The organism is Desulfoferula mesophila (assembly GCF_037076455.1).
Lineage (GTDB): Bacteria > Desulfobacterota > Desulfarculia > Desulfarculales > Desulfarculaceae > Desulfoferula > Desulfoferula mesophila.
The window spans coordinates 2403747-2415613 of record NZ_AP028679.1 but is presented as its reverse complement, the minus strand read 5'-3'; the positions used below and the strand labels follow the sequence as shown (position 1 = coordinate 2415613).

At 60.0% G+C, this 11867-nt stretch carries 12 protein-coding genes; all 12 read left to right on the top strand.

The genetic code is table 11. From position 1 onward, the window contains the following. The first annotated feature begins 263 nt into the window (after positions 1-263). The 12 genes from AACH32_RS10875 (at position 264) to AACH32_RS10820 (ending at position 11772) form a co-directional block, all read left to right on the top strand. Complete coding sequence (locus AACH32_RS10875; protein ID WP_338599134.1) at positions 264-995, top strand: GntR family transcriptional regulator; 732 nt, start codon at positions 264-266, stop codon at positions 993-995. Between the two features lie 39 nt (positions 996-1034). Next, on the top strand, positions 1035-2021 hold the full coding sequence (locus AACH32_RS10870) for a Bug family tripartite tricarboxylate transporter substrate binding protein (RefSeq protein WP_338599131.1): 987 nt from the start codon (positions 1035-1037) through the stop codon (positions 2019-2021). A gap of 65 nt (positions 2022-2086) precedes the next feature. After that, positions 2087-2605, top strand: coding sequence for a tripartite tricarboxylate transporter TctB family protein (locus AACH32_RS10865; protein ID WP_338599128.1), 519 nt, complete (start codon positions 2087-2089; stop codon positions 2603-2605). Between the two features lie 70 nt (positions 2606-2675). Continuing rightward, the gene (locus AACH32_RS10860) at positions 2676-4139 is read left to right on the top strand and encodes a tripartite tricarboxylate transporter permease (protein WP_338599125.1); all 1464 of its coding nucleotides are present in this window, start codon (positions 2676-2678) and stop codon (positions 4137-4139) included. A 50-nt stretch (positions 4140-4189) separates the two neighbouring features. After that, positions 4190-5317 carry a 2-oxoacid:acceptor oxidoreductase subunit alpha gene (locus tag AACH32_RS10855; RefSeq protein WP_338599122.1) on the top strand — a complete coding sequence of 376 codons (1128 nt, stop codon included), beginning with the start codon at positions 4190-4192 and terminating at the stop codon, positions 5315-5317. A gap of 4 nt (positions 5318-5321) precedes the next feature. After that, positions 5322-6137 carry a thiamine pyrophosphate-dependent enzyme gene (locus AACH32_RS10850; protein WP_338599119.1) on the top strand — a complete coding sequence of 272 codons (816 nt, stop codon included), beginning with the start codon at positions 5322-5324 and terminating at the stop codon, positions 6135-6137. A 4-nt stretch (positions 6138-6141) separates the two neighbouring features. Further along, a complete protein-coding gene (locus AACH32_RS10845) occupies positions 6142-6375 on the top strand; it encodes a 4Fe-4S dicluster domain-containing protein (protein ID WP_338599116.1) in 234 nt (77 codons plus the stop codon). Beyond that, entirely contained in the window at positions 6368-6922 is a 555-nt protein-coding gene (locus AACH32_RS10840; protein ID WP_338599114.1) for a 2-oxoacid:acceptor oxidoreductase family protein, read from the top strand. Before AACH32_RS10845 ends, AACH32_RS10840 begins: the two co-directional genes overlap by 8 nt. Positions 6923-7030: 108 nt before the next feature. Beyond that, on the top strand, positions 7031-8185 hold the full coding sequence (locus AACH32_RS10835; protein WP_338599112.1) for a succinate--CoA ligase subunit beta: 1155 nt from the start codon (positions 7031-7033) through the stop codon (positions 8183-8185). 2 nt (positions 8186-8187) lie between these two features. Continuing rightward, the gene (locus tag AACH32_RS10830) at positions 8188-9069 is read left to right on the top strand and encodes a succinate--CoA ligase subunit alpha (protein ID WP_338599109.1); all 882 of its coding nucleotides are present in this window, start codon (positions 8188-8190) and stop codon (positions 9067-9069) included. Positions 9070-9148: 79 nt separating this feature from the next. Continuing rightward, on the top strand, positions 9149-10501 hold the full coding sequence (locus AACH32_RS10825) for an FAD-binding oxidoreductase (protein ID WP_338599106.1): 1353 nt from the start codon (positions 9149-9151) through the stop codon (positions 10499-10501). 74 nt (positions 10502-10575) lie between these two features. After that, entirely contained in the window at positions 10576-11772 is a 1197-nt protein-coding gene (locus AACH32_RS10820; protein ID WP_338599103.1) for a mandelate racemase/muconate lactonizing enzyme family protein, read from the top strand. Positions 11773-11867 lie beyond the last annotated feature (95 nt).

Below are 11867 nucleotides of genomic sequence, written 5' to 3'. Positions count from 1 at the left end.
TAGCTCACCGGGATCGTTCGCGGCAAGCGTTGGGTTGAGCCTCTGGCGGTTCGAGCGCGGCGGACGAAACCAGTAAATTAAAAAACGATTGCCGTAGGTGATCGGTCCAAAAACTCGGAGCGCTCTCGGGAAGGGTTTCGGCGTATAACCTATTGTAAATGCTACCTATTATAATAATATGTACTTTAAGATGATTAGAATAGTTACCGGTGAGAAAAATTTCAGTCAACCAATTCCAAGCACTTTGGGATATGGAGGCCTCATTGCCTGAAACTAACGAAATCCTTCGCCGCGGCGCGGCTCCCCTTTATTTCAAGGTAGCCAGCGTAATACGCAAGCGTATCGAGAGCGCGCAATTTTGTAAGGGTGAGCGCTTGCCCAGCTTGGATGCCTTGGCTGAGGAATTTCGGGTGTCGAGGGTTACCGCCCGTCAGGCGGTGAACCTTTTGGAAGAGGATGGCCTCATTTGGCGCAAACAGGGCAAGGGCACCTTTGTCACCCGCCAGCCTAGAGATCGTCACTGGTTCAACCTGCAGACCGAATGGGCGAACCTGATCAAGCTTCTAGAAGGCACCAGAATAAAATTCCTTTGTTCGTCGGAAAATAAAGCTTGCCCTGAGTTGGGGCCCGATGAGGGCTTTTTGGCGCCCACTTACTGCTATTCGCGTCGAGTGAGCATCAAAGACCAGACACCCTACTGCGTAATCGACGTCTATCTGGATCAGAGAGTTTTTCAAATGGCCCGCAATGCCTTTGAGTCGGAACTGGTGCTCGCCGTGCTGGACAGACTAGAGGAAGTCCAGATCAAAAGAGCACACCAAGTTCTCACCATCGGCACGGCCGATATTGATAGCGCCGAGTTGTTGAATATTTCTTTGGACACCCCGGTGGCCAACGTTCGCCGAGTGGTTACCGATCAGGACGATACCGTGATCTATGTGGGTGACGTGGTCTATCGTGGTGATTTCGTCAAATTGGATATCGAACTAATTTAGCCTGCCGCACATCTAGGCGGCAAAAACTGGAGGGAATTGATGAGTAAAAAACGTTTCTTCGTAGCAATTCTTGCCGCACTGGCCACCATGGTCTTAATGAGTGGGATGGCTTTTGCTGAGTATCCCACCAAGCCCGTCACCTTGGTGGCCCCCTACGGGCCAGGCGGCGCTTCCGACCTGGCGGCACGCGCCTTGGCTGCCGTGGCCCCCAACTACGTGAAGGAGCCCGTAGTGGTCATCAACCGCACCGGAGCGGGCGGCGTGGTGGGTTCCACCTACGTGGCTCGTAGCGCACCCGACGGCTACACCCTGCTCCTATCACGTGTGGGTTGCAACGGTGTGGCGCCCGCCATCAACATGAAGACCCCTTACACATGGGACGGCTTCACCTTCCTGGGGCTGCTGGAACTAAACCCAGTGGTTTACGTAGTCCAATCCACTTCTCCCTTCAAGTCCCTCAAGGAGGTAGTGGCGGCTATCAAGAAGAGCCCAGGTAAGTATAGCTACTCCACCTCCGGGCCCACGACTATCCTCAATATGGGCTTCCAGAAACTGCTTGCCGACGCCAACTTGCCTAGCACTGCGGTTAAGATGGTTCCCTACAAAGGCGGTGGTGGTGCCAAGACCGCCCTGCTGGGCGGACACGTGGATTTCCTTTGCATAAACCTGGCCACGGTCATTGACCAAATCCAAGCCGGCAAGCTGCGGGCCCTGGCAGTCACAACCCCCGAGCGCTTCCCCATGATCTCCGACGTGCCCACCGTCAAGGAGGCCGGCTTCCCGGACTTGGAGGTTATCATCGGCTGGAGCGGCCTTTGGGGTCCGCCCAAACTTTCCGAGGAGGTGGTTAATGTCTGGACCGCCGCTCTGCAAAATGTGGCCAAAGACAAGACTTGGCTGAAGATGACCAACAGCTTGGGTTCGGTACCTTACATAAAATCTCCCGCCGAGACCAAGGCCTTTGTAGAGAAGCAATTCAAGGTGTACCGGGAGTTGGGCCAGAAGCTGGGCCTGATCATCAAATAACCGACGCGTGATTGACCGCCTTCTGGGTGGGTCCCGGCTGGGGCCCACCCTTAACGGAGATTGGTGTGAAAAGCCATTACGATAATTTGTATCTGGGCTTAGGTACGGCGCTGATTTTTCTGTTCGTGTCCCTTTGGCTCATACCCAATTTTATCTTGGTCCCATCCAGCGTGCAGATGACGGGGGTCTCGCCCTCCTTCTGGCCTGAGGTAATCAGTTGGGGCTTGGTAGGGCTGGGCATCATGCTGGCCTGCTCCAGTCTGATCCAGATCCGCAAAACCAAGGCGGGGGCAGCACGGGCTGGAGAGGCTGCGGACAATTCCGCCGCCATACCTAAGGTCAATCCCCGCTCAGTGGGCATGGCCTGCCTGACTATCGGCGCCATGGTTGGCTACTACTTCTTGGTGGACTGGCTGGGAATGATGCTGTCTTCAATGGTGGCCCTGCTGGGCTACACGCTGATTTACGGCTACCGGGACTTTAAGCTCACGGTGCCCATCGCCGTGCTGGTTCCTTTGGTTTTGTATTTCTTTTTCGTGAAAGTGGCCAATATTCCCATGCCCCCGGGTCCCTGGGGCTGGTAGGCCAAGGAGTCACACCGTGTGGGATAGCTTATTACAAGGGATTAGCAACTTCGCCAATCTATACAATTTAATGGCAATCGCTGGCGGCATGCTCATGGGTGTAGTGGTGGGAGCCATTCCGGGGCTCACCGGCACCATGGCCGTGGCCCTGGCCTTGCCCTTTACCTTTTACATGGACCCAATTACCGGCATTATCCTACTGGTAGGTATCTACAAGGGGGCCATCTACGGTGGTTCCATCTCGGCCATCCTGATAAAGACACCGGGCACTCCCGCCGCGGCCTGCACGGTCATGGACGGCTATCCCCTGGCCCAAAAGGGGCTGGCGCGCAAAGCCCTGGACATGGCCCTTTACGCCTCCTGCGTTGCGGACTTCATTTCTAACATTTCTCTCATCTTTTTTGCTGGTTTCATCGCCAGCTTCGCCTTGCGTTTCGGGCCGCCCGAGTTTTTCCTGCTCATCTGCTTCTCTTTGACCATTATTGCGGGAGTGACTGGCAAGTCACTTATAAAGGGCCTCATATCGGCGGCCTTGGGCCTGCTTCTGGCCACCATAGGTATGGACCTGGTGTACGGCAGCGACCGCCTGACTTTCGGCAACTTCGATCTCATGGGCGGACTCAATTTCATCCCAGTGCTCATCGGACTATTCGCCCTGCCCGAGTTGATCGACGCGGCGGTGCGAGGGGTGACCGGGGGCAAATCCGACCTGCATCGCCTGGCGGGCGGCGGACTTACCTGGGGTGAGTTCCGCCACTCGCTGAAGTCCATCCTGCGGGGCAGCATCATCGGGGTCATCTTGGGTGCAATTCCGGGCATCGGCGGGGCGCCCGCAGCCTTCATGTCTTACAGCGAGGCGAAGCGCGGATCCAAGACTCCGGATAACTTCGGGCAGGGCGAGTTGGAGGGAGTGGCTGCCTCCGAGTCGGGCAACAACGGCTGCTGCGGAGCTACCATGATTCCCCTGCTGGCTCTGGGAGTGCCCGGCGACGTCATTACCGCGGTGATCCTAGGTGCCTTCATGGTGCACAACCTGACCCCCGGGCCCATGCTGTTCCAACAGCACTTACCCTTGGTCTACGCCATTTTCGTGGGCATCATGCTCTCTTCCCTGATGATGCTCATCATGGGCAAGCTCTGTATCAGGGGCTTTGCCAAAATCGCCGACGTGCCCAAAAAGATCCTTTTCCCCATCGTCCTGGTGCTGTGTTTTTTTGGATCCTACGCAGTGAACAACTCCATGTTCGACGTGCTCTCGGCAGTATTCATGGGGGTGCTAGGATACATAATGCTGCGGCTGGGCATTCCGGAAGCACCCTTTTTGATCGCTTTCATCCTGGGCCCCATGTTTGAGGACAACTTGAGGCGTTCCCTCCTGTTGTCGGCGGGTTCGCCGGTGATATTTTTCCGCTCAGGCATCTGCATCTTTTTCATGGGAATCACCGTGCTCTCCATCGCCCTGTTAGTGCGGCGCAACCTCAAGCAACGTCGACAGCGTAATCTGGCCTGCGAGATGCCAAACACACAGGTCTGAAAACCGAGGTGGCCAAGCCGTCCCCGGGAACAAAAATAGAAAGAGGTAACATGGCTCTTACAGTAGAGATTGTTCAAGGCAACGAGGCTTGCGTTAAAGGGGCGCTGGCCGCCGGCTGCCGTTTTTTTGCGGGGTATCCCATCACCCCGGCCACCGAAATCGCCGAGCTCATGGCGCTGAGGCTGCCCGAGCACAACGGGGCCTTTGTGCAGATGGAAGACGAACTGGGCTCGATAAACGCGGTGGTCGGGGCCGCCTGGGGCGGTATGAAGGCTTGCACCGCCACCACGGGCCCGGGCTTCTCCCTGATGCAGGAGGGCATAGGTTATGCCGCCATGACCGAGACCCCCTGCGTGATAATCGACGTGCAGCGCGGCGGGCCGGCCACCGGCCAGCCCACCATGCCCAGCCAGCAGGACGTGATGCAGGCCAAATACGGCTCACACGGCGATTATGAGATCATCGCCCTATGCCCCAGTTCGGTGCAGGAGAGCTTCGAGCTCACCGTAAAAGCCTTCAATCTGGCCGAGCGCTTTCGGGTGCCGGTGATCGTGCTCTCCGACGAGATCGTGGGCCACACCCGCGAAAAGCTGCGCATCCCCGCCGAGGTCGAAGCGATTCCCCGCACCCCTCCTGCGGCGCCCCCCGATGAATACAAGATGTATCGCCCCGGGCCGGACGGGTTGCTGGACGGCATGCCCTCCGTGGGCCAGGGCTACAACATACTGGTGGAGAGCCAGGCGCACGGAGAGGACGGTAACCGCAAGGGTAACGACATCGCCACCTCGGCCAAGGTGATCGAACACCTCTGCTCCAAAATCACCGGCCACGCCCAAGAGCTGACCGATATCGTCACCCTGGAGTGCGACGAAGCCGAGGTGCTGGTGGTGGCTTATGGCTCGGTGGTGCGCTCGGCCAAAAACGCGGTGCGCCAGGCCAGGGCCCAGGGAATCAAGGCCGGTTTGGTGCAGTTGCGCATACTTTGGCCCTTCCCTGACGAAGCCCTGGTCGGTCTGGCGTCCGGCGTCCGCAAAGTGCTGGTGCCCGAGATGAACGTAGGCAAGATCAGCCGCGAGGTTCAAAGGGTGCTGGGCAAGTATTGCGAGGTGATTTCTCTGCCGGCTTTGGGCGGCGAGCTGCACACCCCCACTAAAATTCTTAAGCAACTTGGGAGCTGAGGTCATGCATCCCCTAGCAGAAAAAATGCTGCGCAAAAGCGCGTTGCCCAGCATCTATTGTCCCGGCTGCGGGCACGGCACCGTGCTCAACAGCTTTTTGCGCGCGGTTGACAAATTGGGCGTCTACGACAACCTGGCCCTGGTGGGCGGCATCGGCTGCTCGGGCTGGACGCCGGTATTCATCAAGGCCGACACCATCCATGCCCTGCACGGCAGGGCAGTGGCCGTGGCCACCGGCCTCAAGCTGGCCCAGCCGGATCGCAAGGTGGTGGTGTTCTGCGGCGACGGCGATTGCGTGGCTATCGGAGGCAACCACTTCATCCACGCCGCCCGGCGCAACATCGACCTCACCGTGGTCATGCTCAACAACAACATCTACGGCATGACCGGCGGTCAGGTGGCCCCCACTACTCCTTACCAGGCGCGCACCCAGACCTCGCCCCGCGGCAATCCGGAGCAGCCTTTCGATGCCTGTGAACTCGCCCGGGCCGCCGGCGCCACCTATATCGCCCGCTGGACCACCGCCCAGCCGGCCCAGATGGCCAAGTCCATGCGCGAGGCCATGGAGCACAAGGGGTTCGCCTTCGTGGAGGTGGTGGTGCAGTGCCCCACCCAAGCCGGGCGCTACATGTACGGCACTGGATCGGCGGTGGACCTGTACGAAATGCTCAAGACCAACTCGGTGCGGTTGTCCAAGGCCGGCGAACTCGGTGCGGAGGAATTGGCCGGAAAAATCGTGGTGGGCCGCTTGTTGCAAAGGGACGACAGACCGGAATTCACCGAAGGCGTTTATGGCTTGTGCCAGGCGAAGGGAGTGTGAGGTCTTGAACCGCATAGAGATAGACAACAACTACTGCAAGGGCTGCCAGCTATGCATCGCGGTATGCCCGCAGGACGTGCTGGAATTGTCCCAGCTTCGCAACAGCAAAGGCTACCTTTTGCCGAGCGCCGCCCGCGGGGAAGATTGCACCGGGTGTCTGCAGTGCGAGATGACCTGCCCGGACCTGGCCATCACCGTGATTACCGACGGGAACTCAAAGGAGGCCGACCATGCGTAAGGAGGTCAGATTCGCGGGCTTCGGCGGCCAGGGAGTGATCAAGGCCGCCCTGCTTACGGCCATGGCCGCCGGCTTGAACGACGAGGTCGAGGTGGCCCAGACCCAGAGCTACGGCCCCGAGGCGCGGGGCGGCGCCTGCAAGAGCGACGTGGTTATCAACGACGGCGAAATCGACTACGTCAAGGCCCTGGACATCGATCATTTCCTGGTCATGAGTCAGCCTGCCATGGACCGCTACGCCTCTGAGCTGGATTTGAGCAAAGCGGTGATCATCGCCGACGGCACCCTGGTCAAGAGCGCGCCGGAAGAGGCCGCCAAGGTCTATTACGTAGATGCCACGGCCCGGGCGGAACAGGACTTCGGCAGGGCGCTTTTCGCCAACATCATCATGTTGGGGGCGCTGGCGGCCATCAGCAAGGTGGTGAAACTGGAGGACCTGAGCACCATCCTCGACGGCAACGTGCCGCCCAAGACCCTGGAAACCAACCGCCAAGCCCTGCGCCTTGGCTATGAGCTCGGCGAAGAGGCGCTGGTCAAACAGGCATGAGCCGTCACCCTTCGTTAGGGGTGTGAGTCTTGAATAAAAATTGATCCGGATGGCCGGTCTCACCGCGCAGCGTCGTGGCCGACCCTTTACAGACATGGAAAGCAACCAATGTATTTGAGAGAACATCAGGCCAAGGAGATCTTACGCGCCGCCGGTCTGCCGGTACCCGAGTCCCGGGTGGTCTTTACTCCTTCGGAAGTCGCCGAGGCCGCCCGGGCGATTGGCCCTTGCGTGGTCAAGGCCCAGGTAAGGGCGGGGGGAAGGGGCAAGGCCGGTCTCATCGCCCTGGCCCAGAGCCCGGAAGAAGCCGCCGCCGCGGCCCAAAACATCCTGGGCCAAACGCATCAGGGTGAAACCGTGGACCGCCTGCTGGTGGAGGCCCGCCTGGATATCGCCCGAGAGCTCTATCTGGGAGTGGTGCTGGATACCGCCCAGGCCACCCCCAGGGCCCTGCTCTCCACCAAGGGAGGCGTGGACATCGAGCTGGTGGCCGCCGAGCGTCCCGGCGATCTGTATCAGATGAACCTGGACCCTCTGCAGGAGGGGATCAAGGACCTCGCACCCTGGCGGAAGCTGTGGAACCAGGCGGGCCTGGACCCCGATCTGCAGGAACAGGCTTCCAAGATAACCGTGCGGCTGATGGAGCTGTTTTTCCAGGCGGAGGCCTTCACCCTGGAGATCAACCCTCTAGTGGTCACCCGCCAGGGCCGGATCGTGGCCGGCGATTGCAAGCTCATCGTGGACGACGCGGCACTTTTCCGTCATCCGGAACTCGCCCGATTCAAGGAGGTCGATGAGAACTCGTTGGAGGCCCGGGCCCAGAAAATCGGGGTGACCTACGTGGCCCTGGAGGAAAACGGGACCGTGGGGGTGATGGCCGGCGGAGCCGGGATATGCATGACCACCATGGATGAGGTGGCCGATGCGGGAGCCGTGCCGGCGGCCTTCATCGACCTGGGCGGAGGCATCTCCGAAGAGAACATGGCCGCCGCGCTGGAGGTCATGCTCGCCACCCCGGGCCTGGATGCCTTGCTCCTCAACGTATTCGGCGGCATCAACAATTGCGAGATCATGGCCCGCGGGGTGCGCCGAATGTGGCCGAGCCTCAAGGATAAGGTGACCCTTGTCATCAAGATGCGGGGTCATTCCCAAGAGGAAGGCTGGGCCATCCTCCAGGAACTGGGAGTGCCGCTGATAAAGGACGGCACCACTACCGAGGCGGTGCGGCTGTTGATGGAGCGCCTTGAGGAGGTGCGGAGCTAGCCATGTACATCGATAAAAACACACGCGTATTGATCCAGGGCATCACAGGTCGCCAGGGCTCATACCATACCCAGAAAATGCTCGACAGCGGCGTGGCGGTAGTGGCCGGGACCACCCCCGGCAAGGGCGGGCAGGAGGTCTGCGGCGTTCCGGTGTTCGACCGGGTATTCCAGGCCCTGGACCAGCATCCCGCCGATGCGTCCATGATCATCGTGCCTCCTCCCTTTGTCTTGTCGGCGGCCGAGGAGGCCATTGAAGCGGGCATTAAATTGCTGGTCATCATCACCGAGCACGTTCCGGTGCACGACGTCATGCGCCTGAAGGCCATGGCCAGCAAAAAGGGTGTAACCTTCATTGGCCCCAACACCATAGGCATCATCGCGCCCGGGCAGAGCAAAGTGGGCATCATGCCCACCTTCCTCTACGGCCAGGGCGGCAAGGTGGCCATCATCTCTCGTTCGGGGACCATGTGCCATGAAAACGCCTCCAACCTGGTGAACCGGGGCGTGGGCATCGGGGCGGTGATCAGCATCGGCGGTGACCCTATCATCGGGGTGGATTTCGTGGAGGCCTTGGAGCATTTCCGCCATGACGATTCCATAGGCGCCATCTTGCTCATCGGAGAGATCGGCCAGAGCCGGGAGGAAAAAACGGCGGAGCACCTGCTGGAGCATCCTTATCCCAAGCCCGTTTTCGCCTTCATAGCCGGGCGCTATGCCCCCAAGGGCAAAAAAATGGGTCACGCCGGGGCCATCATCGAAAAGGGGATGGGCAGCGCGAAAGGCAAAATCGACAGCTTGCGGCGGGTAGGGGTCAAGGTGGCCATGAGCACCCAGCAGGTGGCCGACGAACTGTCCCGCTGGCAGGAAGAATCCCAACAATAATTACGCCCGGCCCCGCCAGTGGGCGGTGGCCGTCAATGGATAGAGGACATCGATGGAGCAGAGGGATAGAGAGGCGATCATGGAAATCGTTGGTGAGGAGCACTTCACCACCGAGCTGATCGACCTGGTTTCCTACTCATATGATGGCTCGGATCATAACCATCGGCCCGAAGCCGCGGCTTTCCCAGCCGACACCGCCCAGATCAGTCTGATAATGCAGCTAGCCAACGAGCGCCGCTTCCCGGTGGTGCCCAGGGGCGCGGGCACAAGCATGACCGGCAGCGCGGTTCCCATCAAAGGCGGGTTGGTGCTGGACCTGGTGCGCATGAATCGAATCCTGGAAATCCGCATCCCGGATCGCCAGGTGATGGTGCAGCCCGGGGTGGTCTACGCGGCCCTGCAAAAGGCCCTGGCTCCTTCGGGGTTCTGTTTTCCACCGGACCCGGCCAGCGGCAAGGTCTGCACCCTGGGCGGCAACGTGGCCACCAACGCAGGCGGCATCCGGGGGGCCAAGTACGGGGTGACCCGTGACTACGTGTTGGCCCTGGAGGTGGTGCTCCCCGACGGACGCGTGGTGCACACAGGCAGCAAGTGCATGAAGTCATCCTCGGGACTGGATCTCACCCGCATGTTCGTGGGCTCAGAGGGCGTGCTGGGGATAATCACGGAAATCACTTTGAAGATCAATCCCAAGCCCCAGGCCTCCTGCACGGCCATCGCCAGCTTCGCGACCTTGCAACAGGCCGGCCAGGCGGTCACCGACGTCATGTGCTCGGGCATCCTGCCCAGCGTGTTGGAGATCATGGAAGAGAACACCATTAGGGTGTTGCGCGAAAACGCCAAGGCCGATTTGCCCGACGTAAAGGCCCTACTCTTGGTGGAGACCGACGGATACACTGAGGCCGAGGCCGCCTATGGCATGGAAAAGGTGGTGGCCGCCTTCCAGGCCAACGGCGCCGATACCATAAGCCGGGCCAAGGATAAACAGGAATCGGAGAAGCTTTGGACCATACGCCGGGCCGTTGGCAGCACCTCCGGCAGCCTGCGTCCCAACAACCTCTCCGAGGACGTGACCGTCCCCATATCCAAGGTGCCTCAATTGCTCGAGGGCATCCAAAAGATCATGCAAGGCCAGCCCTATCCCTTTGTGATCTTCGGCCACGCCGGCGACGGCAACCTGCACCCCAAGATCATGTTCGACGGATCGGACCCCCAACAAGTTCGGGAAGTGCATCTGCTGGCGGACAAGGTGTTCCAGTTGACCTGCGACTTGGAAGGCACCCTCAGCGGGGAGCACGGCATCGGCTTGGCCAAGGCGCCCTATATGAACCTGGAGCACGAGCCGTTGGCCATGGACCTCATGAGGCTTCTAAAGAGAACCTTGGACCCCAACAACGTGCTCAACCCGGGTAAGATGGCTTTGGACGGTTAGCCCGGAAGAGGGTGGTTTGGGCTTTTCAGGCGTTTAATCGGGTTGCCGGTACTCCGGCGGGTGGTAAGGCTATTATGAGCGATCACAGCCAAATCGAACCGATTGCGATCACCGGCGTGGACACTTATGTCTTTCGCGCACCCATCGACGAACCGGTTAAAACCTCGTTTGGAATCATGCACGATCGCCCGGCTCTGTTGATCAGATTGCAGGACGAGACCGGGGCCTGCGGCTGGGGGGAGGTTTGGTGCAATTTCCCCGTGTGCGGAGCCGAGTATCGGGCCCAGTTGATCCACCTGATTCTGGCTCCCTGGCTGATGCAACAAAAACCACAGCTTCCGGCCGAAGCCTTTGGAACCCTGAGCCGCAATATGCACGTTTTGGTATTGCAAACCGGGGAGCTCGGCCCCCTGGCTCAGTGCATCGCCGGCCTGGACATAGCGATGTGGGACTTGGCGGCGCGCAAGGCGGGTCAGCCGCTTCACCGCTTGCTGGGAAGCCAAACCCCCGACGCGGTACCTGCCTATGCCAGCGGAATAAACCCGCGAGGGGCAGAGGACACCGTGGCCGAGGCCCGGGAAGCAGGCTACCGGGCGTTTAAGCTGAAGGTCGGTTTTGACCACACCAAAGATCTGGCCAACGTGGAAAGATTGTCGGCCGGCCTGAAGCCCGGTGAGGTTCTCATGTTAGATGCCAACCAAGCCTGGGAGCTGACGGGGGCCGAGAAATTTCTGCAAGAATTAGGAGACGCTCCTGTCCAGTGGCTGGAGGAGCCCCTGCCAGTCGACCGCCCTATAGCCGAGTGGGAGCGTTTGGCGAGTTCCAGCCGGATTCCCCTGGCTGGTGGGGAGAACCTGCGCTCCCATGAAGAGTTCGACGCCGCAATAACGGCTGGCCACCTGGGAGTCATGCAGCCCGACGTTTGCAAATGGGGCGGGCTGAGCGGTTGTCTGGAGGTGGCGCGCTCGGCCCGATCGGCGGGCTTGCGCTACTGCCCCCATTACCTTGGCGGCGGTATCGGATTGTTGGCCTCAGCCCACTTGTTGGCCGCGGTGGGCGGTGACGGGCTGTTGGAGGTGGATTGCAACCCCAATCCCCTGCGCGAAGCCTTGGCCAGCCCCTATCCCCCACTGAGTCAGGGAAACTTCCTTCTGCCCGCGGGGCCCGGATTGGGCGTAGAACCCAACTTAAAGTCGGCGAGGAGATACCTGCGACTTGAACTGAAGAACGGCAGCAGCGAACCTTGCCTGGATTGGCGTTCCTTTTGGTAGGGGGGACCGGCTAATGGCCGTCGCCGCTTGGGCAAACCGACAGCACTCACACCATAGTACCGGATCAATAATGGACGCCGTGATAATGGGATACA

Coding starts and splice junctions, on each gene's coding strand:
- AACH32_RS10825 (WP_338599106.1), top strand. CDS start 9,149: ATGGAAATCGTTGGTGAGGAGCACTTCACCACCGAGCTGATCGACCTG.
- AACH32_RS10830 (WP_338599109.1), top strand. CDS start 8,188: ATGTACATCGATAAAAACACACGCGTATTGATCCAGGGCATCACAGGT.
- AACH32_RS10835 (WP_338599112.1), top strand. CDS start 7,031: ATGTATTTGAGAGAACATCAGGCCAAGGAGATCTTACGCGCCGCCGGT.
- AACH32_RS10820 (WP_338599103.1), top strand. CDS start 10,576: ATGAGCGATCACAGCCAAATCGAACCGATTGCGATCACCGGCGTGGAC.
- AACH32_RS10860 (WP_338599125.1), top strand. CDS start 2,676: ATGGCAATCGCTGGCGGCATGCTCATGGGTGTAGTGGTGGGAGCCATT.
- AACH32_RS10870 (WP_338599131.1), top strand. CDS start 1,035: ATGAGTAAAAAACGTTTCTTCGTAGCAATTCTTGCCGCACTGGCCACC.
- AACH32_RS10850 (WP_338599119.1), top strand. CDS start 5,322: ATGCATCCCCTAGCAGAAAAAATGCTGCGCAAAAGCGCGTTGCCCAGC.
- AACH32_RS10840 (WP_338599114.1), top strand. CDS start 6,368: ATGCGTAAGGAGGTCAGATTCGCGGGCTTCGGCGGCCAGGGAGTGATC.
- AACH32_RS10855 (WP_338599122.1), top strand. CDS start 4,190: ATGGCTCTTACAGTAGAGATTGTTCAAGGCAACGAGGCTTGCGTTAAA.